The sequence below is a fragment of the Kitasatospora sp. NPDC051702 genome, from assembly GCF_040681575.1.
Taxonomy (GTDB): Bacteria; Actinomycetota; Actinomycetes; order Streptomycetales; family Streptomycetaceae; genus Kitasatospora.
In genome coordinates this window covers 33260-59985 of sequence record NZ_JBFAZB010000050.1, presented here as the reverse complement: position 1 = coordinate 59985, position 26726 = coordinate 33260, and the positions used below count along the sequence as shown (strand labels likewise).

Below are 26726 nucleotides of genomic sequence, written 5' to 3'. Positions count from 1 at the left end.
GGACGGCCGCCCGGAAAAAATGTTGAGCCAAGCTCAGTATCTGGGTTAGCGTAGCCCTTACTGAGGGGACCCTAAGTTCCCTCCCGCACCCTGGAGGGCCCGTGCCCCGCTCCGAAGCCCGCGTCGCCACCGACCGCCCCGCCCGCTACGCCAAGCAGCTCGCCGCCCACATGGGCCGCAAGATCGAGGCCACCTTCTCCGAGGAGACCGGCCGCGGCACCCTCGTCTTCGGCGCCGGCACCGCCACCCTGGAGGCCGGCCCCGACGCGCTGCTGCTCACCGTCGAGGGCGAGCGGGAGAACCTGCCCGGCCTGGAGGACGTCGTCGGCCGCCACCTCGTCCGCTTCGGCGCCCGCGACGAACTCGTCGTCGAATGGCACCGTGACAACGGCGAGCCCGGCCTCGTTCACCGCAACGAGGAGCCCGACGAGGCCTGAGACCGGCCCCCGCCGCCCGGCCGCGGCAGCCACCGGTCCAGCGCCCACAGCGCCGGAACGGCCAGGCACCAGCTGGCCACCACGTCCAGCAGCCAGTGGAAGTCACTCCACACCAGGCCCGCGCCGACCCCCACGGCCAGCAACACCGCCCCGGCCGTCACCAGCCGGGCCGCCCGCGGCCCCGCCGCCCGGGCCAGCAACAGCGCCGCCACCCCGTACGAGAAGGCGGCCGTGGCGGTGTGCCCGGACGGGTACCAGCCCCACTGCTCGGGCGTCAGCGGATCGCCCAGCGGGCCCGGCCGGGCGAACGCCGCCTTCGCCGGCACCACCAGCGACGGGATCAGCACGGCCGTCGCCGCCGCCACCGGCAGCGGCAGCCACCAACCGCCCCGCCCCGGGCCGCCGACCGCCCGGCGCCAGCGCCACGCGGCCAGCACACCGGCCGCCAGCAGCACCGGGACCGCGGGCACCCCGCTGCCCAGATCCGAGAGGACGTGGCCCGCGCCGTCGAGCGGCCGGCCCGGCAGTTCCCGGTGGGCGGACCGCACGGCCCCCCGCACCCAGCGGTCCAGCCCGAGCAGCGGGCCGTCCACCGCCACCTGCCACGACACCGTCAGCAGCACGACCGCGGCCGCCGCGGGCACGACCGTGGACCGGGCCGCCCGGCCCAGGACGCCGAACAGCCGCCCCGGAGCAGGGGGGAGAGCTCCGGGGCGGCCTCGAGGATCGCCGTTCCGTGCGCCCCGGGGGGTGTGGGTCGGACGGTCGGTCGATCGGCCTTCGGTATGCGCCGCCCCTCCCGGGGAGGCCTGGTTGTCCTCACGCCGCACGCGCGGACCCACCGCCCTGGGCGGCTCCGCGGACGGCTCCGCCAGTGGCGGAGGCTCGCTGTCCATCTGCGATGACACTACGTCAACAGCCCTTCCGCGCCGAGCGCCTTCAGCGATTCCGCACATCATCTTCACCCTGCCCCGGGCAACCTTCCAGGCCGTCCCGAGAACGTGCACCCGGCCGCCCCCACCTGCGGATCGCCGGCCGGCCCCGCCCCGTGCGAACCGGCCCGTCCCGCCCGTGAAGTACCCGGCTGTCCCACCCGCGGACAACCGAACGGCCCGTGCGGACCAGAGGTCCGCACGGGCCGTTCAGCGCTGTCCGGACATCCCTCCGGCGGGGTTCACGACCTGACGGGCGACACCGCTCAGGCGGCGGTGAAAGCGCCCTCCAGGATGTCCAGGCCCTCGTTCAGGAGGTGCTCCGGCATGACCAGCGGCGGCAGGAAGCGCAGCACGTTGCCGTAGGTGCCGGCGGTCAGCACCACCAGGCCCTCGGCGTGGCAGGCCTTCGCGATCGCCCCGGCGGCCTCCGCGTTCGGCTCCTTGCCGCCCGCCTTCACCAGCTCGACGGCGATCATCGCGCCGCGGCCGCGGACCTCGCCGATGATCTCGAACTTCTCCTGCATCGCCCGCAGGCGGCCCAGCATGATCTCCCCGATCCGCTGCGCCTTGCCGTTGAGGTCCTGCTCCTTCATCGTCTCGATGGCGCCCAGCGCGGCCGCGCAGGCCACCGGGTTGCCACCGTAGGTGCCGCCCAGGCCGCCCGCGTGCGCGGCGTCCATGATCTCGGCGCGACCGGTCACCGCGGCCAGCGGCAGACCGCCGGCGATGCCCTTCGCGGTGGTGATCAGGTCCGGGACGACGCCCTCGTCGTCACAGGCGAACCACTGGCCGGTGCGGCAGAAGCCGGTCTGGATCTCGTCCGCGACGAACACGATGCCGTTGGCCTTCGCGTACTCCACGATCGCCGGCAGGAAGCCCTTGGCCGGCTCGATGAAGCCGCCCTCGCCCTGGATCGGCTCGATGATGATCGCCGCGACGTTCTCCGCGCCGATCTGCTTGTTGATGATGTCGATCGCCTGCGCGGCGGCCTCGGCGGCGCAGTTCTCCGCACCCGTCAGCCAGCGGTACGGGTAGGCCACCGGCACCCGGTAGATCTCCGGCGCGAACGGACCGAAGCCCTGCTTGTACGGCATGTTCTTCGCCGTCAGGCCCATGGTGAGGTTCGTGCGGCCGTGGTAGCCGTGGTCGAACACCACGACGGCGGTGCGCTTGGTGTAGGCGCGCGCGATCTTCACCGCGTTCTCGACCGCCTCGGCACCCGAGTTGAACAGCGCGGTGCGCTTGTCGTGGTCACCCGGGGTCAGCTCGTTGAGCTGCTCGGCGACGGCCACGTAACCCTCGTACGGGGTCACCATGAAACAGGTGTGCGTGAACGCGGCCAGCTGCTCGCTCGCCTTGGCCACCACGGCCTCGGCGCTGTTGCCGACGTTCGTCACGGCGATGCCGGAACCGAAGTCGATCAGCGAGTTGCCGTCCACGTCCTCCAGCACGCCGCCGTTGGCACGGGACACGTACACCGGCAGGGTGGTGCCGACGCCGGCCGCCACCGCACCCAGCTTGCGGGCCTGCAGCTCCTGCGACTTCGGACCGGGGATCGCGGTGACCAGGCGGCGCTCCTGCGGGAGCGGCGTTGCGGCGCTCATGGGGTTCTCCAGACTTCTCGGCTCGGTGCTTCGCAGGCTACGGCCGCCCCGACCGGCCGGGCATGCGCCACTCGGTAGCACTGGGCCGTCCGACTTGTCCGACGCGGCCAGCCCGGCCGGCACGACTACCCGCAGGCCCCGCTCCACTACATTGAGCGCGGGCGTGTCGCCGGTACGGCGGCATGGGTATGGCGGCACCGACGGCGGTCGGGCCGGGCGGGCGAGGGAGCGGGACCGTACATGGCGCAGGACGGGGCACACCACCACACGGATCGCACCACCACCAGACCCCCGACCCCCATGCCCCACCAACGCCCCGGCGGCCCGGTGGGCGGCCGGCCCGCCTTCGACCTTCCCACCTGGGCCGGCACCCCGCGACCCGAGGCCGAACCCGGCGTCTTCCGGCTCGGCTACCGCCCGATCGACCCCGAACGGGCCGAGGCCGCCCAGGTCGCCGCCTGGCCCCTGCTCCTGCGGGCGGGGCTCAACGCGGTGGTGGGGTGGTTCGCCTTCCTGTACGGCACCCAGCTGGTGCTCCGACTGATCGTTGTCACCATTTGGGTGAAGAACCCGACCGAGACCGCGGTGACGGTCGTCGGCGTATCGGTGAACCTCGTGGTCGCCGTGCTCGTCATCAAGGTCTTCGGCCGGATGGGCCGCTGGACGGAGGTGTGGCGCCGGTACGTGGCGCCGTTGCTGTCGCGGACGGTGACGCAGGAGGAGCCCGCCGAGGACGGCGGCCGGGCGGTGGCTGAAGCGGCGCGCCGGTCGGACCCGTGGGACGGGCTGCGGCAGGGCGGGGCGGCCGAGGCGGCGGGGCGGCTGGAGCGGGACGCTGTCGGGGACGTCGACTACGTGCGGATCCTGCGGGCGTGGGAGTCGGCGCAGGCGGACCCGGCGTTCGTGCCGGCGTTCGTCGGGCAGGTGGTGGCGCGCGGTGGGGCGGCGTTCGCGCACCCCTCGGAGTCGCGTGAGCTGCCGGGCCGGGGCGAGCGGCACGATCTGCTGCTGGGTCAGGTCCGGTTGGGGACGACCCAGGACGTGCCGAAGAACTCCCTGGCCCACCGGGCGGCGGGTTTCGCCCTGGACCCGGCGGTGCTGGGCACCTCGCTGCTGGCGGTGGGCCCTGCGGGGACGGGGAAGACGGCGCGGCTGGCGCGGCCGGTGGCGGAGGCGTTGTGCCTGCAGGCGCTGGCCGGTACGGCGTGCGTGGTGGTGGTCGGGGCGGCGGACGCCGATCTGGGCCCGGACACCTGGTACGACGTGGTGATCGCGCCCGGCGATCCGGCCTCGGTGTACGGGTTGGACCTGTACGGCGCGGCGCAGGATCCGGACGAGGCGGCGGCCAGGCTGGCCGAGGCGCTGTTGCCGGACGAGCTGACGGCGCGGGCGGAGAACGCGCGGACGGCGTTGCAGCAGGTGGTGGGCCCGTTCCACGCCGCGTACCGGCGCTATCCCGGGGTCCGGGAGCTGCGGGCCCTGCTGCTCGGCGAGCCGGACGCGTCGGCGGCGCTGGTGAAGGCGTTGGGGGTGGCGGGCCGGCTGGGGGTGTTCGAGCGCGATCTGGAGCACCGGGAGCGTCAGCGGGGCCGGGCCGACGATCCGGGCGCGCTGCTGGCGGACCGGCTGGCGCTGCTGGACCGGCCGGCCTTCGAGGGGGCCTTCGCGACGGACGGGACCGGCCGGCCACCGTTCGCGATGCGGGTGCTGGACCATCCGCTGCGGGTGCGGGTGCGGCTGCCGGAGCGCAGCCACCCGGAGGCCGCCCGGATGCTGTCGCGGTTGGTGGTGGGGCAGTTCGTGCAGGCGGCGGGGGCGCGGGAGGACCGTTCGCTCTTCGCGGGTCTGGTGGTGGACGACGCCTCGGCGGCGCTGGACGCGACGGCCGTGCGCGGGTTGCAGCGGATGCGGGGGGCGAACGCGGGGGCGGTGCTGCTGCTGCGCACGCTGGTGGATCTGCCGGAGGCCTTGCGGGCGCCGCTGTTCGGGGCGGTGGGGTGCCGGATGGCGTTCCCTGGGATCGCGCCGTGGGACGGCCGGCTGTTCTCGGAGGCCTGGGGGACGCACCTGGTGCAGGAGACCGCGGTGACCCACACCCCCGACACCTCCGGTGGGGTGATGCGGCGGGCCGGGCGGGTGGGGCGGAAGGCGTTGTCGGGGACGGCGGCGCAGACGGAGTCGGTGACGACGCGGGACGTGGAGCGGTTGCGGTGGTCGCCGTCGGATCTGGCGCACGCGTTGCCGGCGGGGCACGCGGTGGTGTCGTTGACGGCGGTGTCGGGGGAGCAGGTGCCGCCGTTGCTGGTGGACCTGCGGGGGTGAGGGGCGCGGGGGAGGAAGCTCGCCTTCGAGGTGGATTCGGCAGTGCGGGTTGTCCGGAGCGTCCATAATGAAGGGGAGAGTTTCTCACTTGTCCCATTGCCCTCTCCTCGCCCGGCCGCAACGGCGCGGTCAGGTCGATCCCCCGAAGGTGCCATGCCCCCCACACTCGCCTCCGTCGTCCGCAACAGTTCGCTCCATCTGACGGTCCTCGCCGGTGCGGACCATCTGGAGCGGCCGGTCCGCTGGGTGCACACCAGTGAGCTGGACGACCCGACGCCGTTCCTGGAGGGTGGCGAGCTGCTGCTCACCACCGGGATCAAGCTGGGTCGTACGGCGGCGCAGTTGCAGGCGTACGTGCACCGGTTGGCCGATGCCGGGGTGGTGGGTCTGGGCCTGGGGGTGGGGCTGTCGCACACGGAGGTGCCGCAGCCGCTGGTGGACGCGGCGGCGCAGCGGGGGCTGCCGTTGCTGCGGGTGCCGGAGCCGACGCCGTTCATCGCGATCAGCAAGGTGGTGTCGGCGGCGCTGGCCGCGGAGCAGTACGAGGCGGTGACGACGTCCTTCGAGGCGCAGGAGGAGCTGACCCGGGCTGCTCTGGGCAAGGACGGCACGACGGCCGTGGTGCGCCGGTTGGCGGCGCGGCTGGGCGGTTGGGCGGCGCTGTACGACGGTTCGGGGGCGCTGTCGGTGGTGGCGCCGGACTGGGCGGCGCGCCGGGCGGGGCGGCTGGCCGCGGAGGTGGACCGGCTGCGTCGGCGGCCGGCGCCGTCGAGTGCGGCGTTGCAGGGGCGGGCGCCGGGGATAGACACGGCGGACGAGGACTACGTGGTGGTCCAGTCGCTGGGGGCGGACCGGCGGGCGCGCGGGTTCCTGGCGGTGGGCACCGAGGACCGGATCACCCCGACCGAGCGGTACGTGCTGAACGCTGCGGTGGCGCTGCTGACCCTGACGCTGGAGCGGTCGCGCGAGCTGCGGCAGGCGGAGGAGCGGATGGGCGCGGCGCTGCTGCGGATGGTGCTGGCGGGGGAGGTGGCGACGGCCCGCCAGGTGGCGGTGGGGCTGTTCGGCGGTCTGCCGGAGGGGACGATACGGGTTCTGGTGGCCGGTGCGGGGCCGAACGCGGAGGCGGCCGAGGCGCTCGGTGAGCTGGGGGACCGTGCCGAGCAGGCGGGTGCCCGGGTGGGCGAGAAGCTGCTGGTGGCGCGGGAGGACGGCGCGCACGGGCCGCGGTTGATGGTGCTGGCGCTGGACAACGGCTCGGTGCACCGGGCCTGTCTGGGCGCGGTGGAGGAGCACGAGGGCCTGTCGCTGGGCGTGTCGGCGCCGGCTTCGCTGGAGGAGGCGGGGACGGCGCACGCGCAGGCCGAGCGGGCGCTGGCGGTGGCGCTGCGCGGTGGCCGCCGGTCGGTGGACCACGAGGAGGTCGGTGCGGGTTCGCTGCTTCCGCTGCTCGGGGAGGAGGCGGTGACGGCGTTCGCGGAGGGGTTGTTGCGGCCGCTGCGCGAGCACGACCGGACGGCGCGCGGCGATCTGGTGGCCTCGCTGCGGGCGTGGCTGTCCAGACACGGGCAGTGGGACGCCGCGGCGGCGGACCTCGGGGTGCACCGGCACACGCTGCGTTACCGGATGCGCCGGGTGGAGGAGCTGCTCGGCCGTTCGCTGGACGACACGGACGTCCGGATGGAGTTGTGGCTGGCGCTGCGCTCCGGCGAGGAGTAGGCGGGAGCGAGCAGGCGGCCGGCCGGTCGGCGGGCCGGGAGGGCCGCGGCGGGGCCGGTGGCCGCGGGTCGGCCCGGGGTAGCGGATCCCGGGCCGTTCGGCTGGACGGGATGGAGTGGCCTCGGGGCGGAACGCTCCTAGTCGTCCAATCCGGTCGGCGCGTCGCCGCCCCTACCCTCGGGTTCAGGCCCCACGTCCGTGGGTCCGACGACGACGAGGAGAGGGCCGGTACCACGGTGACCACCACGTACGATTTCTGGCTCGCCGGCCGCCGGGCGAGCGGTGACGCCGACTTCGAGGTGCACAACAGCTGGGACGGCCGTCTGGTCGGCAAGGTGAGCATCCCGACCGAGGCCCAGGTCGAGGAGGCGCTGGACGCCGCCGTCGCCGCGCTGCCGGTGTTCGCGGCGACCCCGGCGCACCAGCGTGCGGCCGCGCTGGACCACGTGGCGAAGCGCCTGGCCGAGCGGACCGAGGAGATCGCCCGGCTGATCACCGCCGAGAACGGCAAGCCGATCAAGTGGGCGCGCGGCGAGGTCGGCCGCGCGGTGTCGGTCTTCCGCTGGGCGGCCGAGGAGGCCCGCCGGACCAACGGCGAGACGATGCGGCTGGACACCGACCCGGGCGGCGTGGGCCGTTTCGCGGTGGTGCGCCGCTTCCCGCGCGGTGTGGTGCTGGGGATCGCCCCGTTCAACTTCCCGCTGAACCTGGTCGCGCACAAGGTCGCGCCGGCGATCGCGGTGGGTGCCCCGATCATCCTGAAGCCCGCTCCGTCGACCCCGCTGTCGGCGCTGGTGCTGGGCGAGATCCTGGCCGAGACGGACCTCCCGGCCGGTTCGTGGAGCGTCCTGACGGTGCCGAACGACCGGATGCCGGCGCTGGTGCAGGACAAGCGCCTGCCGGTGATCTCGTTCACCGGTTCGGACAAGGTCGGCTACCAGATCATGGACTCGGTGCCGCGCAAGCACACCACCCTGGAGCTGGGCGGCAACGCCGCGGCCGTGGTGCTCGCCGACTGGTCCTCGGAGGCCGACCTCGACTGGGCGGCGACCCGGATCGCGATGTTCGCCAACTACCAGGGCGGCCAGTCCTGCATCTCGGTGCAGCGGGTGATCGCCGACGCGTCGGTGTACGACGCGCTGGTGGAGAAGGTCGTGGCCAAGGTCGGGGCGCAGGTCACCGGTGACCCGAACGAGGACGCGACGGACGTCGGCCCGCTGGTCGACGAGAACGCCGCGAAGCGGGTGGAGTCCTGGGTGGACGACGCCGTCGCCAAGGGCGCCAAGGTGCTGACCGGCGGGACGCGCGAGGGTGCCACCTACGCGCCGACCGTGCTGGCCGAGCTGCCGGAGGACGCGATCCTGGCCAAGGCCGAGGTGTTCGGCCCGGTCATGTCGCTGCACCGGGTGGACGGCGTCGAGGAGGCCTTCGCGGCCGTCAACGACTCGCCGTTCGGCCTGCAGGCGGGCGTGTTCACGCACGACCTGCAGACCGCCTTCCGCGCCCACCGGGAGCTGGAGGTCGGCGGTGTGATCATCGGCGACGCGCCGTCCTACCGCGCCGACCAGATGCCGTACGGCGGCGTCAAGGACTCCGGTGTCGGTCGCGAGGGCGTCCGCTACGCGATGGACGACTACACGGTGGAGAAGGTCCTGGTCCTCACCGGCCTCGACCTCTGACCGGACGGATTCCCCGTGGACGAAGGGCCCGGTCGACCGACCGGGCCCTTCGCGTGTCCGCGCCCGGGTCGCCGCGGGCCCCGGCGCCCGTGCAGGCCTCCGGCCCCGGCGCCCGTGCAGGCCTCCGGGCCCCGGGAGGGGCCTCAGCCGTCGTGTCCGCCGGCGGCGGCGACGGCCTCCTCGACGGTGGCGTTCCCGGCGACCAGTTCCAGGGTCCGTCCGGCCGTGCCCGGTTCGTGCAGCAGCGCCGCGAGGACGGCGGCCACGTCGGCCCGGTCGACGGCACCGCGGGCGACGGAGGGGGCCAGCCGGACCAGGCCGGTGCCGGGGCCGTCGGTGAGCCGGCCGGGCCGCAGCACCGTCCAGTCCAGGGTGGTCCGGGCCCGGACGGCGTCGTCGGCGGCGCCCTTGGCCCGCAGATAGGTCTCGAAGACCTCGTCGGCGGGGTGGTGGGCGTTGGCGTCGGCGCCCATCGAGGAGACCATCAGGTAGCGCCGGACGCCGGCCAGTTCGGCGGCGTCGGCGAGCAGGACGGCGGCGTCGCGGTCGACGGTGTTCTTGCGGGCGGTCCCGCTGCCCGGTCCGGCGCCGGCGGCGAAGACCACCGCGTCGGCGCCGGTGAGCAGTTCGGCGAGCCGGGGGGCGGTGGTGGACTCCAGGTCGAGCAGCAGCGGCTCGGCGCCGGCCGCGGTGAGGTCCTGGGCCTGTTCGGGGCGGCGGATGATCCCGGCGGGCCGGTCGCCGCGGGCGGCGAGCAGCCGTTCGAGCTTCAGCGCGATCTGTCCGTGTCCCCCGGCGATGACGGTACGCATGGCTCCGACGGTAGCCCGGGGCGGGTGTCCCCGTCCTGCGGAGCGCGGTACCGCGCTCAGTACCGGACGAAGGTCCCGAGCGCGCTGCTCGAACGGAGCCCGTGGGCCGGCCGGCGGCCCGCGCGGAGGCGCCGTCCCGCGGGAGGGCGGGGGAGTGCGGTCCGGTCGGGGAGCGCCCCGGGGGCGCGGATCCGCCGGACGCGGCCTGGGCAGGGCCCGGGGCAGGACACAATGGGCGCATGACTTCGCTCGCCCACCCGCAGCTGCGCTTCACGCCCACCGTGCAGGACCCCTCCGGCCCCCGGGAGCTGGTGATCCTCGGTTCCACCGGGTCGATCGGCACCCAGGCCATCGACGTGGTGCTCCGCAACCCGGACCGCTTCCGGGTGGTCGCCCTGTCGGCGGCCGGCGGCCGGGTGGAGCTGCTGGCCGAGCAGGCGCTGCGGCTGGGCGTGCACACGGTGGCGGTCGCGGACCCGGCCGCGGAGCCGGCGCTGCGCGCGGCGCTGACCGCGAAGGCGGCGGGTGCGCCGCTGCCGACCGTGCTGGCGGGCCCGGACGCGGCGACCGAGCTGGCCGCCGTGGAGTGCCACTCGGTGCTGAACGGCATCACCGGCTCGATCGGTCTGCGCCCGACGCTGGCCGCGCTGGCGGCGGGCCGGGTGCTGGTGCTGGCCAACAAGGAGTCGCTGATCGTGGGCGGCCCGCTGGTGAAGGCGGTGGCGAGGCCGGGGCAGATCGTCCCGGTGGACTCCGAGCACGCCGCGCTGTTCCAGGCGCTGGCCGGCGGCACCCGCGCCGAGGTCCGCAAGCTGGTGGTGACGGCCAGCGGCGGCCCGTTCCGCACCCGCAGCCGCGAGCAGCTGGCCGGGGTGACCCCGCAGGAGGCGCTGGCGCACCCGACCTGGGCGATGGGCCCGGTGGTGACGATCAACTCGGCCACCCTGGTCAACAAGGGCCTGGAGGTGATCGAGGCGCACCTGCTGTACGACGTGCCCTTCGACCGGATCGAGGTCGTGGTCCATCCGCAGTCGGTGGTGCACTCGATGGTGGAGTTCACCGACGGTTCGACGCTGGCGCAGGCCAGCCCGCCGGACATGCGGATGCCGATCGCGCTGGGCATGGGCTGGCCGGACCGGGTGCCGGACGCGGCCCCCGGCTGCGACTGGACCAAGGCCGCGACCTGGGAGTTCTTCCCGCTGGACGACGAGGCCTTCCCGGCGGTGGAGCTGGCCCGCGAGGTCGGCACGCTGGGCGGGACGGCGCCCGCGGTGTTCAACGCGGCCAACGAGGAGTGCGTGGAGGCCTTCCTGAAGGGCCGCCTGGCCTTCACGGGGATCGTGGACACTGTTGCCAAGGTCGTCGCGGAGCACGGGACGCCCGGGTCGGGAACTTCCCTGACGGTCGAGGACGTCCTGCACGCGGAGGACTGGGCCCGCGCCCGGGCCCGCGAGCTCGCGGCGGGCTGACGGCGGCGGTCCGGCGGTCCGGGTCGCGCCCGCCCGGGTGGGCCCGTGCCGGTACCGGCACGGGCGCGACTGCGGTAAGACAAGACGAAGAGCGGAGCGGCATGACGGAGGAGCAGCGGTGGCAACGGTGATGTGGGTGGTCGGCATCCTGGTCTTCGTGGTCGGGTTGCTGATCTCGATCGCCTGGCACGAGCTGGGCCACCTGTCCACGGCCAAGCTGTTCGGCATCCGGGTGCCGCAGTACATGGTCGGCTTCGGTCCGACGGTCTGGTCGCGGAGGAAGGGCGAGACCGAGTACGGCTTCAAGGCGATCCCGCTGGGCGGCTACATCCGGATGATCGGGATGTTCCCGCCCGGCGAGGACGGCCGGATCACCAAGCGCAGCAGCTCGCCCTGGCGCACGATGATCGAGGACGCCCGGGAGGCCTCCTACGAGGAGCTCCAGGAGGGCGACGAGCAGCGGCTGTTCTACACCCGCAAGCCGTGGAAGCGGATCATCGTCATGTTCGCCGGGCCGTTCATGAACCTGGTGCTGGCCTTCGGCCTGTTCCTGACGGTCATGATGGGCTTCGGCGTCAAGACCGCGATCCCGACCATCGGTTCGGTCGCGCAGTGCGTCGTCAAGGCCGGTCAGCCCACCGACGTGTGCCCCGCCGACGCGCCCAAGACCCCGGCCAACGAGGTCGGCCTGCGGCAGGGGGACAAGGTCCTCTCCTTCGGCGGCGACCGGATCCACGACTACGACCAGCTCCAGGCGGACATCCGCAGGTCGGCCGGGCAGAAGGTGGACATCGTCGTCCAGCGGGACGGGCAGCAGCTCACCCTGTCGCCCGTCATCGCCGTCAACGACGTGCAGAAGTACGACGACCGGGGCCTCCCCCTCAAGGGGCAGACCGTCCAGGCGGGCTTCCTCGGGTTCACCCCCGGCCAGGGGGTCGTGCGGCTGGGCTTCGGGCAGTCCGTCGACCGGATGTACGACATGGCCGAGGGCGGCGTGAAGTCGCTGGCCGCCCTGCCCGGGAAGATCCCCGGTCTGTGGAACGCGGTCGTCGGTGACGCCCCGCGCGATCCGGACTCCCCGATCGGCATGGTCGGCGCGGCCCGGGTCAGCGGCGAGCTGGCCAACCTGGACCTCCCCGCCGAACAGCGGGTGGCGATGTTCGTCAACCTGCTGGCGGGCATCAACCTGTCGCTGTTCCTGTTCAACATGCTGCCGCTGCTGCCGCTGGACGGCGGTCACATCGCCGGTGCGGCCTGGGAGGCGGTCCGCCGACGGCTCGCACGGATGTTCCGCCGGCCCGATCCGGGACCGTTCGACGTCGCCAAGCTGATGCCGGTCGCCTACGTCGTGGCCAGCATCTTCATCGGCTTCACCCTGCTCGTGATGGTCGCCGACCTGGTGAACCCGGTGAAGATCGGCTAGGGCGTTCGGGTACGGCGGGTGTGCTGGGCCCCTGCGCCGTGCCGTACCGTGGAGGCCGGGTGCGCGATCGAGGCGCGCCCGGCCTCCGCCGTCCCGACGGCGGGGCGGACGACCACACCTCAACCCCGGGGAACCCTGCGCACATGACCGCGATCTCGCTCGGTATTCCGTCCCTGCCGCTCAAGCCGCTGGCCAAGCGCCGCGTATCCCGGCAGATCATGGTCGGCAACGTCCCGGTCGGCGGCGACGCCCCGGTCTCGGTGCAGTCGATGACCACCACCGTCACCTCGGACATCAACGCCACGCTGCAGCAGATCGCCCAGCTCACCGCGTCCGGCTGCCAGATCGTCCGGGTGGCCGTCCCCTCCCAGGACGACGCCGACGCGCTGCCGATCATCGCCAGGAAGTCCCAGATCCCGGTGATCGCGGACATCCACTTCCAGCCGAAGTACGTGTTCGCCGCGATCGACGCCGGCTGCGCCGCGGTCCGCGTCAACCCCGGCAACATCAAGGCCTTCGACGACAAGGTCGGCGAGATCGCCAAGGCGGCCAAGGACGCCGGCGTCCCGATCCGGATCGGCGTCAACGCCGGCTCGCTCGACAAGCGCCTGCTGGAGAAGTACGGCAAGGCCACCCCCGAGGCCCTGGTCGAGTCGGCGCTCTGGGAGTGCTCGCTGTTCGAGGAGCACGACTTCCGCGACATCAAGATCTCGGTCAAGCACAACGACCCGGTCGTGATGATCCAGGCCTACCGCCAGCTCGCCGCCGCCTGCGACTACCCGCTGCACCTGGGCGTCACCGAGGCCGGCCCCGCCTTCCAGGGCACCATCAAGTCCGCCGTCGCCTTCGGCGCGCTGCTCGCCGAGGGCATCGGCGACACCATCCGGGTCTCGCTCTCCGCGCCGCCGGCCGAGGAGATCAAGGTCGGCATCCAGATCCTGGAGTCGCTGAACCTGCGCCAGCGCGGCCTGGAGATCGTCTCCTGCCCGTCCTGCGGCCGCGCCCAGGTCGACGTCTACAAGCTCGCCGAGGAGGTCACCGCCGGCCTGGAGGGCATGGAGGTGCCGCTGCGCGTCGCCGTCATGGGCTGCGTCGTCAACGGCCCCGGCGAGGCCCGCGAGGCCGACCTCGGTGTCGCCTCCGGCAACGGCAAGGGCCAGATCTTCGTCAAGGGCGAGGTCATCAAGACCGTCCCCGAGTCGAAGATCGTCGAGACCCTGATCGAGGAGGCCCTCAAGCTCGCCGAGCAGATGCAGGAGGAGGGCGTCGAGGCCGGTGCGCCGACCGTCGTCGCCGCCGACTGAGCAGGTGGGGTCCGCGCGGGTCCGCCGCGCGCTGTTCTTCCGGAAGCGGGGCCGTCCGTGCGCGGACGGCCCCGCGGCCGTAGCCGGGTGGGGCCACGGAGTAGGGTGCGGCCAGAGTCGTCTCAGTGAGGTGCTGTCTCGATGCTCGATCGAGGTGTGATGCTCCCCAGCTCGTTCCAGGCCGCGCGCGCCCTGGCCACCACCCGCGTGCTGGAGCCCCCGGACCTGGCGGACGCCCTGGAGATCCTCCACCGCGACCCGGTCGCCAACGCGTTCGTCGCCACCCGGGTCGAGGCGGTGGGTCTCGACCCCTGGCGGCTCGGCGGCGAGATGTGGGGCTGGTACGACGGGGACGGCGCGCTGGCCGCGCTCTGCTACGCCGGGGCCAACCTCGTCCTGGTCAACGCCGGGCCCGAGGCCGTGGCCTCCTTCGCCGAGCGGGCCCGCCGACAGGGCCGGCGCTGTTCCTCGATCGTCGGGCCGGCGGAGTCCACCGCGGCCTTCTGGGCGCTGCTGGAGCGCAGCTGGGGCCCGGCCCGCGACGTCCGCGCCCACCAGCCGCTGCTGGCCACCACCGCGCCCTCGGCCGAGATCGCCCCGGACCCGCTGGTGCGGCGGGTGCGGCGCAACGAGGTCGAGGCGCTGATGCCGGCCTGCGTCGCCATGTTCACGGAGGAGGTCGGGGTCTCCCCGCTGGCCGGCGACGGGGGCCTGCTCTACCAGGCCAGGGTCGCCGAACTGGTCTCCACCGGACGGTCGTTCGCACGCTTCGGGGAGGACGGCCGGGTCGTCTTCAAGGCCGAGATCGGCGCCGTCACCGAGGGCGCCTGCCAGATCCAGGGTGTCTGGGTGGCGCCCGAGCACCGTGGCCAGGGGCTCTCCGAGACCGGCATGGCCGCCGTCCTCGGCATCGCGTTGCGCGAGGTCGCGCCGGTGGTCTCGCTGTACGTCAACGACTTCAACCTGCGCGCCCGGGCCGCCTACCGGCGGGTGGGGTTCCGCGAGGTCGGGGCGTTCATGAGCGTGCTGTTCTGAGCCCTTCCGCGGGGCCGGCGGTCCGGTCCGGTCCCGCGCGGTCCGGTTCCGATCTTCGCCCGCGCCACGGCCGCGCGGGTAGTAACGTCCGGAGCATGGATCAGCTGACCGGGGTGACGATCGAGGCCATCGACCTTGCGGCCTGGGCGCCGACGGCGCTGGAGGTCCAGGCCGTGGCCTTCGGGCTCACCCCCGAGGAGGTCGCGGTACGGCTGCACATCGTGGGCCGGCACGCCCGCCAGCCCGGGGTGGTCGCCTTCGGGGCGATGAGCGGCGGCCGGCTGGTCGGGTTCGGCTACGGCATGCCCAACCAGCGCGAGCACTGGTGGAGCACGGTGATCGAGCCGTACCTGACCGCGCGCGGCCACGGGGACTGGCTGGACGGCGTGTTCGCCGTCACCGAGCTGCACGTGCTCCCCGACTTCCAGGGGCAGGGCGTGGGCTCGCGGCTGATCCGGGCCCTCTGCGACCGTTCCGGCCTGGACCGCAGCATCCTCTCCGCGATCGACGCGGAGACCCCGGCCCGGCGGCTCTACCGCGCGCTGGGGTACCAGGACCTGGCCCGCGCGGTGCGGTTCCCGGCCACCGACCGGCTGTACGCGGTGATGGGGGCGCGGCTGCCGCTGCGGGGGCCCGGGCCGTCCGGGCGGTTCTGACCGCCGCCCGGCGACCGGGCGGATTCCGGGGCCGGCGGGTGCCGGCGGCGCGGCTTCAGAGCTGCCCGGCGAACTCCAGGTGCAGTTCGGCGTCCTCGTGGCGGCCGGCGGCCAGGGCGCGCAGGCCGAGGTCGACGGAGCGGAACAGGGTCCACCCGCGCAGCCGCTCCCGGTCGACGTCCAGGGCGTCGGCGAGCTGGTGCAGCCGGCGGCGGACGGCCGCGGGCGCGCCGGGGGAGCCGATCAGGGTGTCCGCGCGTTCCAGGGCGAGCCGGGCCAGGTCGTAGGCGCGTTCCCCGGCCAGCGGGCGCGGGTCGATCGCCAGCCAGGGCGCCCGGTCGGCGGCGAGCACGTTGCCGTGGTGGAAGTCCCCGTGCAGGAGGAAGGTCTCGGCCGCGGACCCGGTGAGCGCGCGGGCCGTCTCCAGGGCCTCCGTGACGAGGGGCTGCGCCTCGGCCGCGCCGGGCAGCGTGCGGTGCCGCTCCAGCCGCTGCGCGGTGTCGGCGGCCCGCTCGGCGAGGGTGGCGAAGGGGTGCCCCTCGGGCAGGGGGGTCCAGAGCCGGTGCAGCAGGCTGGTCGCCTCCAGCATGGCCTTCGCCTCCGCCAGCGAGCGCAGCGGGATGTCGCCGTGCAGCCGTTCCAGGAGCAGGACGCCCTCGGCCGGGTCCGCGTCCAGCAGCAGCACCGCGCCGCGGCCGGCCCAGTGGGACAGGGCGGCGTGTTCGTGGGCGGTCTCGTGGGTGCGCAGGCCGGCCTTGAGGACGGCGGGGGAGAGGTCGTCGCGGTGGACGTAGGCGACCAGGCTCAGGCTGCCGCCCGGGTCGAGCACCCGTTCCAGGGTGAGGTCCCAGCGGGCGAGGTGGGCGGCCACCGCGGTGGGGAGGCCCGCCAGCCACTGCCGGCCCCGGTCGCCCTCGCCCGCGGTGACGCCGCGGGCCAGCCAGGTGGGGACGGTGATCTGTGCTGCTGCTCCCGACATGCCGGCCTTCCGGTTGACGCTCCCCCGTGGGTACTGCTCCGTCCATTGTCGGTCATGCGGGTGAACTCGCAGGTCAGTGCCGCGTGGTCGGTGGCACGGGTCAGTGCGGGGGCAGGGCGGGCGGGGCGCTCAGCCCGTGCTGCCTGCGGTGGCCGGGGCGGAGGCGGTCGCCGGGGCTGACGGGGACGGGCCGGGGGGTGTGTCGGGGATGCCGGGGAAGGCCTGGTCGGGGGCGCCCCAGCGGTGGGCCCGGAGGGCGCACTCGCGCAGCGCGTCGGCGGCGGCGGTGCGCTCCGGCCCGGGGACGGCGGAGACCAGGTCGGCGTACACCGTGGTGAGCCGGGTCTCCAGGTGGGCGGCGAGCCGGCCGGCGGCGGCCGCGTCGGTGACGGCGAACGGGAGCTGGTAGCCGGCCGCGGCGGCGGAGGGGGTGGCGCCGAGCGAACCGACCAGCCGCTGCCAGGCGTCCCGGCGGGCCTCGTGCGCGGCGTAGGCGGTGCGGGCGTCGGCGCGCTGCTGGTCGTCGGGGAGCCGGGCGCCGACCACGCCGTAGCCGTAGACGGCGGCGTGCTCGGCGCCGAGGGCGCCCTGGAGGGCGGCGACGGCGCCGGGTGGGGCGGTGGCGGCCGGGCTGGTGGCGGTGGTGGGCGGGGCGGCGGCCGGCGAGGGGGAGCCGGACGGTTCGGCGGAGCCGGGGGCGGCCGGGCCGGACGGGGTGCCGGTGGGCGCGGCGGTCGGGGCGGGCGGCGGGGTGACCAGCGGGGTGTTGTCGCCGAGCGCGACGGCGTGCAGCACGTCGGAGGTGGCGATCGAGGCCAGGATCCGGGCCAGCGGCGGGCGGGCTGCGGCCAGGTCGGCGAGCCGGGTCCGGGCGGTCTGGCGTTCCAGGGCGGCCAGCGCGGCGGGGGTGCCGACGGCGGTGGCCGGCGGGGTCGCGGTCGGGCCGGGGGCCGTGCTCGCGCTGCCGGAGGTGGCCGGGGCGGCGCCCGGCGCGGGCGGGACGGAGGCGGCGGGCAGGTCGTGGGCGAGGGCGGCCCGGTGCCGGACGACCTCGGCGCGCAGCGCCGCCAGGTCCTTGTCCGCGGCCCCGGCCGGGGTGGCGAGCAGGGTGTCGTAGCCGGTGAGCAGGGTGTCCGTGGCGGCGACGGCGCGCAGGATGACCGGCTCGTCGGGGTTGGGGGCGGTGCCGCGGTCGCCGGGCGCCGCGCCGTTGCCGCCGTGTCCGCCCGTGCAGGCGGTGGCGAGGAGGAGCAGTCCGAGGGCCAGGAGGGTCCGTCGGCTGGGCGGCTGCATCGGTGTCACTCCGGGGCGTGTACGGGAGGACGGACTCCCCGTCTGCCCTCGTAGGCGTGAATGATTACAGAATCCCCATGTTTCCGGGCACTGATTCGGATCACGAAGGCCTGTCCGGACCGGTGTGAGCTTGCTCGCAGTGGGTGGCGTGCGACCGGTCGGGGGTGGTCCGGAATCGGTGGTTGGCGGCTTCACCGGCTAGGCTTTGGGCCGAGCTGCCGTGACCCGGTGCGCGCCGTACCCCGGCGCCGGGGTCGCGGCGCGACCTTCTGACAACAGCAGACGCGGCCGAGGAGTCCACCCGGATGAGCACCACCCACACCGACCGGCTGCGCGCGTTGCTGGAGCCGCTGGCCGCGCAGGCCGGTCTGGACCTGGAGGACGTCAAGGTCACCCGGGCGGGCAACCGCCGGCAGGTGCAGATCGACGTCGACACCGACGGCGGCGTGGACATGGACACCATCGCCGAGTTCAGCCGGGTGGTCGGCGAGGCCCTGGACGAGTCGGACCTGATGGGTGACGAGGCCTACCTGCTGGAGGTGGGTTCGCCGGGCGCCGAGCGTCCGCTGCTCCTGCCCCGGCACTGGCAGCGGGCCCAGGGCCGGCTGGCCGCGATCCACCTGGTCGACGGCGGGGAGATCGTCGCCCGGGTGCTGGAGGCCGACGAGGACGGCGCGCTGGTCGAGGTGCAGCCGGTGAAGGGCCGCGGCCGCCCGAAGGAGCGTCGGCTGGAGTACGCCGAGGTGGACCGGGCGCGCGTGCAGGTCGAGTTCAACCGCAAGGACGAGCAGCTCCTCGACGAGACCGCGGACTTCGCGGACGGCGACGCCTCCGAGGAGGGGGACGACGGTGCGGAGTGACCTGCGCACCGCCTGGACCATGACGAACGTGACGAAAGACGAGGAGGCGTAGCCGTGGACATCGACATGAGTGCCCTGCGCACGCTGGTCAACGAGAAGAACATCCCCTTCGACCTGCTGGTCGAGTCCATCGAGTCCGCCCTCCTCACCGCGTACCACCGCACCGAGGGCTCGCGCCGCCGCGCCCGGGTGCACCTGGACCGCAAGTCCGGCCACGTCACCGTGTGGGCGACGGAGGACCCGGCGGAGCTGGACGAGGGCGTCGAGCCGAAGGAGTTCGACGACACCCCGAACGGCTTCGGCCGGATCGCGTCCAGCATCGGCATCCAGGTCATGATGCAGCGGCTGCGCGACGCCGCGGACGACCAGACCTTCGGCGAGTACGCGGGCAAGGAGGGCGACATCGTCACCGGTGTCGTCCAGCAGGGCAACGACCCGAAGAACGTGCTGGTCGACATCGGCAAGCTGGAGGCCATCCTGCCGCCGCAGGAGCAGGTCCCGGGCGAGGACTACCGGCACGGCACCCGTCTGAAGTGCTACGTGGTCGCGGTGCGCCGCGGTGTCCGAGGGGCCTCGGTCACGCTGTCGCGCACGCACCCGAGCCTGGTGAAGAAGCTGTTCGCGCTGGAGGTCCCGGAGATCGCGGACGGCAGCGTGGAGATCGCCGCCATCGCCCGCGAGGCCGGCCACCGCACCAAGATCGCGGTCTGGTCGCGCCGGGCCGGGCTGAACGCCAAGGGCGCCTGCATCGGCCCGATGGGCAGCCGGGTGCGCGCGGTGATGGGCGAGCTGCACGGCGAGAAGATCGACATCGTGGACTGGTCCGAGGACCCCCGCGAGATGGTCGCCGCGGCGCTGTCCCCCGCGCGGGTGACCAGCGTGGAGATCGTCGACGCCGCCCAGCGCTCCGCACGGGTGATCGTGCCCGACTACCAGCTGTCGCTGGCGATCGGCAAGGAGGGGCAGAACGCCCGCCTCGCCGCCCGTCTCACCGGCTGGCGGATCGACATCCGGCCGGACACCGAGGGGCAGCCGGAGGACGGCGACCGCCCCGAGGGCGGTCACGGCCGGTCGTAATCGGGTGGCATCCACCCGGTCGTCAGTGTTGTCCTAGACGCTTCGCCGGTCCGGGCGGGATCGGCGGGGCGGCGCCATGTCCCTTCGGAGGGGTAGACTTGCCTTCGTCTGGCCGGACGCACGTCCGAGCACGCCCGGAACGCACCTGCGTGGGCTGCCGCAAGCGAGCGGCCAAGCACCAGCTGTTGCGTGTCACGGCGGTCGAGGGCGTCTGCGTCCCCGATCCCCGTGGCGCACTGCCGGGCCGGGGCGCGCACCTGCACCCCGATCCGGCCTGCCTCGACCTCGCGGTCCGCCGTAGGGCGTTCCCCCGGGCCTTCCGGCTCCAGGGCGCGCTCGACACGGAGCGGCTCCGCGGGTTCATCGAGGAGCGGACCGGCGACACCCCGGCGCCCTGAGCGCCCGGTGCGGCCGCCCGCAACGACCGCCGCTCAGCTCAGGCGGCGGAAGAACCACCGCAACAAGCACAGTGCGCGGGCAGCCGCGCGCCGTGCCACCAGTCAGGTACCTCGCGATGTGGAAGTAGGTCGAGATTGCGATGAGCACTCGATGAGTACGCGATGAGTACGCGATGGGTACGCCCATGAAGTAGCGACGGTCCGGCGGACGAGACACCCCGGACTCATAGACAGGAGTGAAGTGGCTAAGGTCCGGGTTTACGAACTCGCCAAGGAGCTTGGCTTGGAGAGCAAGGCCGTCATGGCCAAGCTGACCGAGCTCGGTGAGTTCGTCCGTTCGGCGTCCTCGACGATCGAGGCGCCGGTCGTGCGCAAGCTGACTGACGCGCTTGGCGTTGCCCCCACCGGTGGTGGCTCCGCTGCCAAGCCGGGCCCGCGGAAGACCGCGGCGCCCCAGCCCGCCGGCGGCTCTGCCGCCGCGGGTGCACCCAAGCCGGGTGCTCCGACCCCGGGTCCGCGCCCCAGCGCGACCCCCGGTCCCCGTCCGACCCCGGCCGCCGCGGCTCCCGCCGCTCCGGCCGCCCCCGCCGCGAAGCCGGCCGGACCGACCCCGGGCCCGCGCCCGGCGGCGCGTCCCGCCGCCCCGGCGGCCCCGGCCGCGCCCGCGGCCGAGTTCTCCTCGCCGGCTCCCGCCGGTGAGACCCAGGCGCAGCGTCCGGCCGCCCCGGCCGCGCGTCCGGCCGGTCCCGCCGCCGGCGGCGGCGCCCGTCCGGGCCCGCGTCCGGCCGGCCCGCGTCCGGGCAACAACCCGTTCACCTCGGGCAGCGCCACCGGCATGGCCCGCCCCGGCGACCGCCGTCCCGGCGCGCCGGGTGCGCGTCCGGCCGGTCAGGGCGCCCAGGGCGGCGACCGTCCGCGTCCGGGCGGCGACCGTCCGCGTCCGGCCGGTGCCCAGGGTGCCGGTGCCCCGCGTCCGGCCGGTGCGCCGGGTGCCGGTGCGCCGCGTCCCGGTGGTGCCCCGCGTCCGGGCGGCGACCGTCCGCGTCCGGGTGGCCAGGGTGCTCCGGGTGCCGGTGCCCCCCGTCCGGGTGGTGCTCCGCGTCCCGACGGCATGCCGCGTCCGGCCGCGCCGCGTCCCGGCGGCCCGACCCCGTCCGGCATGCCGCGCCCGAACCCGGGCATGATGCCGCAGCGTCCGGCTCCCGGCCCGCGTCCGGGCCCCGGCGGTCGTGGCCCCGGTGGCCCCGGCGGTCGTCCGGGTGCTCCGGGCGGCGCGCGTCCCGGCTTCCAGGGCCGTCCGGCCGGTCCGGGCTCGCGCCCGGCCGGTGGCGGCGGCTTCGGCGGCCCGCGTCCCGGTGGCGGTGCCCCGGGTGGCGGCGGCGGTTTCGGTCCGCGTCCCGGTGGCTTCAGCGGCCGTCCGGGCGGCCCGGGTGCCCGTGGTGGCACGCAGGGTGCCTTCGGTCGTGGCCCGGGCGGTCGCCCGGCGCGCGGTCGCAAGTCGAAGCGGGCGAAGCGCCAGGAGTACGAGGCCATGCAGGCCCCGTCCGTCGGCGGTGTGATGCTGCCCCGCGGCAACGGCCAGACGGTCCGTCTGTCGCGCGGTGCGTCCCTGACGGACTTCGCCGAGAAGATCAACGCCAACCCGGCCGCGCTCGTCTCGGTGATGTTCAACCTCGGTGAGATGGTCACCGCGACCCAGTCGGTCTCCGACGCGACCCTCGAGCTGCTGGCCGGCGAGATGGGCTTCGTCCTGGAGATCGTCAGCCGGGACGACGAGGACCGCGAGCTGCTGGAGTCGTTCGACATCGACTTCGGCGCCAACGAGGGCGACGAGGACCAGCTGGCCCCGCGTCCGCCGGTCGTCACCGTCATGGGTCACGTCGACCACGGTAAGACCCGACTGCTGGACGCGATCCGCAAGTCCAACGTGGTGGCCGGCGAGGCCGGTGGCATCACCCAGCACATCGGTGCCTACCAGGTCGTCACCGAGGTGAACGGCGAGCAGCGCCCGATCACCTTCCTCGACACCCCGGGTCACGAGGCGTTCTCCGCCATGCGTGCCCGTGGTGCCAAGTCCACCGACATCGCGATCCTGGTGGTCGCGGCCAACGACGGCGTCATGCCGCAGACGGTCGAGGCGCTGAACCACGCCAAGGCCGCCGGCGTGCCGATCGTGGTCGCCGTCAACAAGATCGACGTCGAGGGCGCCGACCCGACCAAGGTCCGCGGTCAGCTGACCGAGTTCGGTCTGGTGGCCGAGGAGTACGGCGGCGACACCATGTTCGTCGACATCTCCGCGCGCCAGGGTCTGCACATCGACCAGCTGCTGGAGGCCGTGGTCCTCACCGCGGACGCCTCGCTCGACCTGCGGGCCAACCCCGACCAGGACGCGCAGGGCATCGCCATCGAGGCCCACCTCGACAAGGGCCGCGGCGCCATGGCGACCGTGCTCGTGCAGCGCGGTACCCTCCGCGTCGGCGACTCGATCGTCGTGGGCGACGCCTACGGCCGCGTCCGCGCGATGCTGGACGAGAACGGCAACAGCCTCTCCGAGGCCGGCCCGTCCCGCCCGGTGCTGCTGCTCGGTCTGACCTCGGTGCCCCGCGCCGGCGACAGCTTCATCGTCGTCGACGAGGACCGCACCGCCCGCCAGATCGCCGAGAAGCGCTCGGCCCGCGACCGCAACGCCGCCTTCGCGCAGCGTCGGGTCCGGGTGTCCCTGGAGGACCTGGACAAGGCCATCGCCGCCGGCTCCATCGAGCAGCTCAACCTCATCATCAAGGGTGACGTCTCCGGTTCGGTCGAGGCCCTCGAGGACGCCCTCGTCAAGCTGGACGTGGGCGAGGAGGTCGAGCTCCGGGTCCTGCACCGCGGTGTGGGTGCCATCACCGAGTCCGACGTGGACCTGGCGATGGGCTCGGACGCCATCATCATCGGCTTCAACGTGCGCGCCGAAGGCCGTGCGCGCACCGCGGCCGACAAGGAAGGCGTGGACGTCCGGTACTACTCGGTCATCTACCAGGCGATCGAGGAGATCGAGAACGCCCTCAAGGGCATGCTCAAGCCGGAGTACGAGGAGGTCCGCCTCGGCTCCGCGGAGATCCGCGAGGTGTTCCGCTCCTCCAAGTTCGGCAACATCGCCGGTGTGCTGGTCCGCGAGGGCCTGCTGCGCCGCAACGCCAAGGCCCGCCTCATCCGCGACGGCAAGGTCGTGGCGGAGAGCCTCACCATCGAGGGTCTGCGCCGCTTCAAGGACGACGCGACCGAGGTCCGCGAGGGCTTCGAGGCCGGTGTCACCCTGGGGTCGTTCAACGACATCAAGGTCGACGACGTCATCGAGACCTACGAGATGCGCGAGAAGCCGCGCTCGTAGTCGGTGGAATCCGGGGCCGGTCGACGGGTGGTATTTCCGTCGACCGGCCCCGGTCTCGCTGTGTAGGGTCCCGGTAGTCGAACGACGAAGCACCGGCCCGGTTCCGGGCGGTGCCCCCGAGGCCTTCAGGTCGGCTAGACCTGTCACACATGTTCGTGGGAACACTCACCTTCGACCTGCTGCTGGGCGACGTCCACTCGCTCAAGGAGAAGCGTTCGATCGTGCGGCCCATCGTGGCCGAACTGCAGCGCAAGTACAGCGTGTGCGCTGCCGAGACCGGGAACCAGGACCTGCACCGCAGGGCCGAGATCGGCCTGGCGGTGGTGTCCGGCGAAGCCGGGTACGTCACCGAGGTCCTGGACAGCTGTGAGCGGTTGGTCGCCGGCCGCCCCGAGGTGCAGCTCCTCTCCGCGAGGAGGCGCTACCACAACGACGACGACGAATGAGAGCTGTGGAGGCGGTCGGCGGAAGTCGCCGTTCTCACACAGATCAGGACCCGGAGCGCCCGCAAGGCCGGGCGCGGGCCGGTACTTTGGGGCGTGGGCCCCGACGGGTGCGCAGCTCACCCGGGTACCGGGCCCACTGCACGAGGAGGCAACGTGACCGACACCGCAAGGGCGCGCAAGCTCGCCGACCGCATCCAGGTGGTCGTCGCCCAGACCCTGGAACGACGGATCAAGGACCCGCGACTGGGGTTCGTGACCATCACCGACACCAGGGTGACCGGCGACCTGCGCGAGGCCACCGTCTTCTACACCGTCTTCGGTGACGAGACCGAGCGCGAGGCCACGGCCGCCGCGCTGGAGAGCGCCAAGGGCGTGATCCGCTCCGAGGTCGGCAAGATCGGGGTGCGCTTCACCCCGACGCTGACCTTCGTCGCGGACGCGCTGCCGGACAACGCCCGGAACATCGACGACCTGCTCGACCGGGCCAAGGCCATCGACGCGGCGGTGCGCACCACCGCCGCGGGGGCGGCCTACGCCGGCGACGCGGACCCGTACAAGGTTCCGGCGTCCGAGCGTGACGACGAGGACGAGTAGACATGGCGGGTGAGCCGGCGCAGGCCGCCTCGCGAGCCGGTTCGACCACGGGGGCGTCCTCCACCAGCACGGTGGAGGGTGCCCTCGCGGCGCTTCCGGGGCCGCGCGCCGAGGAGAGCGGCTTCGAGCTGCTCTGGCAGCAGGTGGTGGCGGAGATCGGGCGGGCGCGCTCGATCGACCTGATCTGCCACATCTGCCCGGACGGCGACGCGCTGGGCTCCTCGCTGGCGGCGGGGCTGGCGCTGCGCGGGCTCGGCAAGCAGGTGCGGGTCTCCTTCGGCGACGACCCGCAGATCGTGCCCGAGTCGCTGGCCTTCCTGCCCGGCCAGGAGCTGATCGTGCCGGCGGCCGACGTCCCGGACGTCCCCGAGCTGGTGCTCTGCTTCGACGTGGCCGCGGAGAGCCGCCTCGGGCTGCTGCACGACAAGGCGTTCGCCGCGCCCGTCCTGGTGGTGATCGACCACCACGCCTCCAACCCGGGCTTCGGCACCCACCAGCTGATCGACCCGACCGCCCCGGCCACCGCCGTGCTGGTCGACGAACTGCTGCGCCGGCTCGGCGTCGAGCTCGACCAGGACCTGGCCACCTGCCTCTACACCGGCGTCGCCACCGACACCGGCTCGTTCAAGTACCGGGCCACCACGCCCGCGACCCACGAACTCGCCGGGCGGCTGCTGGCCACCGGCATCCGGCACGACCTGATCTCCCGGCAGCTGTGGGACACCTCCTCCTTCGGCTACCTCAAGGTGCTCGCGGGCGCGCTCGACCGGGCCGTCTACGAACCGGACGCGGCCGGCGGGCTGGGGCTGGTGTGGACCTGGGTGCCGTACCAGGACCTGGTGCTGTTCAGCGTCACGGTCGAGGAGATCGAGGGGCTGATCGACATCCTGCGCCGCCCCGCCGAGGCGGAGGTGGCGCTGGTGCTCAAGCAGGACCCGGACGGCACCCTGCGGGGCTCCTCGCGTTCCAAGGGCGCGGTGGACGTCGCCGCGGCCTGTGCCGAGCTGGGCGGCGGGGGGCACGTCTTCGCCGCCGGGTTCAGCGCGCGGGAGGACGTGCCCGCGGTGGTCGAACGGTTCCGGGCCGCGCTGCGGCCGGTACCTTGATCACCTCTTGACCGCTCCTGAGAGAAAGAACCCGATGAAGCGCAAAGGCACCGGCCCGGACGGCCTGGTGATCGTCGACAAGCCCGAGGGCATCACCTCGCACGGGGTCGTCGCCAAGATGCGGTGGCTGGCCGGGACGCGGAAGGTCGGGCACGCCGGCACGCTGGACCCGATGGCCACCGGCGTGCTGGTGATCGGCGTCGAGCGCGCCACCCGGCTGCTCGGCCACCTGATGTTGACCGCCAAGACCTACGAGGCGACCGTCCGGCTCGGCCAGACCACCGTCACCGACGACCGGGAGGGCGAGGTCACCTCCGCCACCCCGGCCGACGGGGTGACCCGGGAGGCGATCGACGCCGGGATCGCGGCGCTGACCGGCGAGATCATGCAGGTCCCGTCCAAGGTCAGCGCCATCAAGATCGACGGCAAGCGCTCGTACGCGCGGGTGCGCGAGGGCGAGGAGTTCGAGCTCGCCGCCCGGCCCACCACGATCCACTCCTTCACCGTGCACGGGCAGCGCGCGGCGGTGGCCGAGGACGGCACGCCGGTGATCGACCTGGACGTGACCGTGGAGTGCTCCTCCGGCACGTACATCCGGGCGCTGGCCCGCGACCTGGGCGCCGGGCTCGGCGTCGGCGGGCACCTGACCGCGCTGCGGCGCACCAGGGTCGGGCCCTACGCGGTGGAGTCGGCGCGCACGCTGGAGGAGCTGGAGGCCGCCGTCACCGGCGAGGCCGCCACCGGCCTGGAGGTGCTGCCGATCGGCGAGGCCGCCGCGGCCGCGTTCCCGCGCTGGGACCTGGACGAGGCGTCCGCGCAGAAGCTGTCGCACGGCGCCCGGCTGAAGGCGCCCGGGCTCGGCGCGGACGGGCCGATCGCGGTGTACGGGCCGGACGGGCGCTTCCTCGCGCTGGTCGAGGAGAAGGACGGCCAGGCGAAGCCGGTCGCGGTCTTCGTCGGCTGACGCGCCCCGCACGCCCCTGCTGTCACCCCCGTAGGGATCCGTCCCGGCGGGGGTTTCACTCGTGCGGGGGAGCGCGCGAGGTGAACGCCGGTGGTGAGCGGCGCGGGCGCGGTCGGGCCGCCGCCGCTCCGGGCAGGCTCCCCGGCGGGTCCGGAACCGGGCCCGAGGGCCTCGCGCGAGCAGGCCGAGGAGGCGCGCCGGTGCCACCGCGGACGGAGCGGGGCCGCCGGTGGGACGGGCC

At 74.1% G+C, this 26726-nt stretch carries 21 protein-coding genes and 1 pseudogene; 17 read left to right on the top strand and 5 right to left on the bottom strand.

Annotated features, from left to right (window positions below):
• Positions 1 to 101 precede the first annotated feature (101 nt).
• Positions 102 to 437, top strand: a complete 336-nt coding sequence (locus AB0N04_RS31695) for a DUF2218 domain-containing protein (protein WP_360214469.1) — start codon at positions 102 to 104, stop codon at positions 435 to 437.
• Here the strand turns inward: AB0N04_RS31695 and AB0N04_RS31690 are convergent.
• Together AB0N04_RS31690 and gabT are read right to left on the bottom strand one after the other, a co-directional pair.
• Positions 407 to 1081 (bottom strand): phosphatase PAP2 family protein, encoded by a 675-nt coding sequence (locus tag AB0N04_RS31690; RefSeq protein ID WP_360214467.1) that lies wholly within the window; start codon positions 1079 to 1081, stop codon positions 407 to 409. The genes AB0N04_RS31695 and AB0N04_RS31690 overlap by 31 nt on opposite strands.
• 554 nt (positions 1082 to 1635) lie before the next feature.
• Positions 1636 to 2976, bottom strand: coding sequence for a 4-aminobutyrate--2-oxoglutarate transaminase (gene gabT / locus AB0N04_RS31685; protein WP_360214465.1), 1341 nt, complete (start codon positions 2974 to 2976; stop codon positions 1636 to 1638).
• Positions 2977 to 3276: 300 nt separating this feature from the next.
• On the opposite strand from gabT, the gene AB0N04_RS31680 reads away from it, so the two are divergent.
• The 3 genes from AB0N04_RS31680 to AB0N04_RS31670 all read left to right on the top strand — a co-directional run bounded on the left by AB0N04_RS31680 (position 3277) and on the right by AB0N04_RS31670 (position 8696).
• Positions 3277 to 5298 (top strand): ATP-binding protein, encoded by a 2022-nt coding sequence (locus AB0N04_RS31680; protein WP_360214463.1) that lies wholly within the window; start codon positions 3277 to 3279, stop codon positions 5296 to 5298.
• Positions 5299 to 5451: 153 nt separating this feature from the next.
• Positions 5452 to 7017 carry a PucR family transcriptional regulator gene (locus AB0N04_RS31675; protein WP_360214461.1) on the top strand — a complete coding sequence of 522 codons (1566 nt, stop codon included), beginning with the start codon at positions 5452 to 5454 and terminating at the stop codon, positions 7015 to 7017.
• Between the two features lie 236 nt (positions 7018 to 7253).
• A complete protein-coding gene (locus AB0N04_RS31670) occupies positions 7254 to 8696 on the top strand; it encodes an aldehyde dehydrogenase family protein (RefSeq protein ID WP_360214459.1) in 1443 nt (480 codons plus the stop codon).
• 143 nt (positions 8697 to 8839) lie between these two features.
• On the opposite strand, the gene AB0N04_RS31665 is transcribed toward AB0N04_RS31670, so the two are convergent.
• Positions 8840 to 9508, bottom strand: a complete 669-nt coding sequence (locus AB0N04_RS31665) for an NAD(P)H-binding protein (RefSeq protein ID WP_360214457.1) — start codon at positions 9506 to 9508, stop codon at positions 8840 to 8842.
• Between the two features lie 239 nt (positions 9509 to 9747).
• Between AB0N04_RS31665 and dxr the strand changes: the two genes are divergently transcribed.
• The 5 genes from dxr to AB0N04_RS31640 all read left to right on the top strand — a co-directional run bounded on the left by dxr (position 9748) and on the right by AB0N04_RS31640 (position 15395).
• A complete protein-coding gene (gene dxr, locus AB0N04_RS31660; RefSeq protein WP_360214455.1) occupies positions 9748 to 10977 on the top strand; it encodes a 1-deoxy-D-xylulose-5-phosphate reductoisomerase in 1230 nt (409 codons plus the stop codon).
• Between the two features lie 118 nt (positions 10978 to 11095).
• Positions 11096 to 12400, top strand: coding sequence for a site-2 protease family protein (locus AB0N04_RS31655; RefSeq protein WP_360214453.1), 1305 nt, complete (start codon positions 11096 to 11098; stop codon positions 12398 to 12400).
• Between the two features lie 143 nt (positions 12401 to 12543).
• The gene (gene ispG, locus AB0N04_RS31650) at positions 12544 to 13704 is read left to right on the top strand and encodes a flavodoxin-dependent (E)-4-hydroxy-3-methylbut-2-enyl-diphosphate synthase (protein WP_360214451.1); all 1161 of its coding nucleotides are present in this window, start codon (positions 12544 to 12546) and stop codon (positions 13702 to 13704) included.
• 159 nt (positions 13705 to 13863) lie between these two features.
• Positions 13864 to 14739 carry a GNAT family N-acetyltransferase gene (locus AB0N04_RS31645; RefSeq protein ID WP_360214491.1) on the top strand — a complete coding sequence of 292 codons (876 nt, stop codon included), beginning with the start codon at positions 13864 to 13866 and terminating at the stop codon, positions 14737 to 14739.
• A 95-nt stretch (positions 14740 to 14834) separates the two neighbouring features.
• Positions 14835 to 15395, top strand: a complete 561-nt coding sequence (locus AB0N04_RS31640) for a GNAT family N-acetyltransferase (protein ID WP_360214449.1) — start codon at positions 14835 to 14837, stop codon at positions 15393 to 15395.
• A 55-nt stretch (positions 15396 to 15450) separates the two neighbouring features.
• Here the strand turns inward: AB0N04_RS31640 and AB0N04_RS31635 are convergent, their stop codons facing one another.
• Together AB0N04_RS31635 and AB0N04_RS31630 are read right to left on the bottom strand one after the other, a co-directional pair.
• Positions 15451 to 16374, bottom strand: coding sequence for an aminoglycoside phosphotransferase family protein (locus tag AB0N04_RS31635; protein ID WP_360214447.1), 924 nt, complete (start codon positions 16372 to 16374; stop codon positions 15451 to 15453).
• A gap of 129 nt (positions 16375 to 16503) precedes the next feature.
• A pseudogene (locus AB0N04_RS31630) lies at positions 16504 to 16977 on the bottom strand (ferritin-like domain-containing protein); the annotation flags it as partial.
• 995 nt (positions 16978 to 17972) lie between these two features.
• Between AB0N04_RS31630 and rimP the strand changes: the two are divergent.
• The 8 genes from rimP to truB all read left to right on the top strand — a co-directional run bounded on the left by rimP (position 17973) and on the right by truB (position 26485).
• Entirely contained in the window at positions 17973 to 18527 is a 555-nt protein-coding gene (rimP, locus tag AB0N04_RS31625; protein ID WP_360214445.1) for a ribosome maturation factor RimP, read from the top strand.
• Between the two features lie 54 nt (positions 18528 to 18581).
• Positions 18582 to 19604, top strand: a complete 1023-nt coding sequence (gene nusA / locus AB0N04_RS31620) for a transcription termination factor NusA (protein WP_360214443.1) — start codon at positions 18582 to 18584, stop codon at positions 19602 to 19604.
• A 98-nt stretch (positions 19605 to 19702) separates the two neighbouring features.
• Complete coding sequence (locus tag AB0N04_RS31615; protein ID WP_360214441.1) at positions 19703 to 20002, top strand: YlxR family protein; 300 nt, start codon at positions 19703 to 19705, stop codon at positions 20000 to 20002.
• A 241-nt stretch (positions 20003 to 20243) separates the two neighbouring features.
• Positions 20244 to 23375: a translation initiation factor IF-2 gene (gene infB, locus AB0N04_RS31610; protein WP_360214439.1), complete on the top strand. Its 3132-nt coding sequence runs from the start codon at positions 20244 to 20246 to the stop codon at positions 23373 to 23375.
• A 149-nt stretch (positions 23376 to 23524) separates the two neighbouring features.
• Positions 23525 to 23821: a DUF503 domain-containing protein gene (locus AB0N04_RS31605; protein ID WP_030289887.1), complete on the top strand. Its 297-nt coding sequence runs from the start codon at positions 23525 to 23527 to the stop codon at positions 23819 to 23821.
• A gap of 153 nt (positions 23822 to 23974) precedes the next feature.
• Positions 23975 to 24415 carry a 30S ribosome-binding factor RbfA gene (gene rbfA, locus AB0N04_RS31600; protein WP_360214437.1) on the top strand — a complete coding sequence of 147 codons (441 nt, stop codon included), beginning with the start codon at positions 23975 to 23977 and terminating at the stop codon, positions 24413 to 24415.
• A 2-nt stretch (positions 24416 to 24417) separates the two neighbouring features.
• Entirely contained in the window at positions 24418 to 25521 is a 1104-nt protein-coding gene (locus AB0N04_RS31595) for a bifunctional oligoribonuclease/PAP phosphatase NrnA (protein ID WP_360214435.1), read from the top strand.
• A gap of 34 nt (positions 25522 to 25555) precedes the next feature.
• A complete protein-coding gene (truB, locus tag AB0N04_RS31590; protein WP_360214433.1) occupies positions 25556 to 26485 on the top strand; it encodes a tRNA pseudouridine(55) synthase TruB in 930 nt (309 codons plus the stop codon).
• The last annotated feature ends 241 nt before the right edge of the window (positions 26486 to 26726 follow it).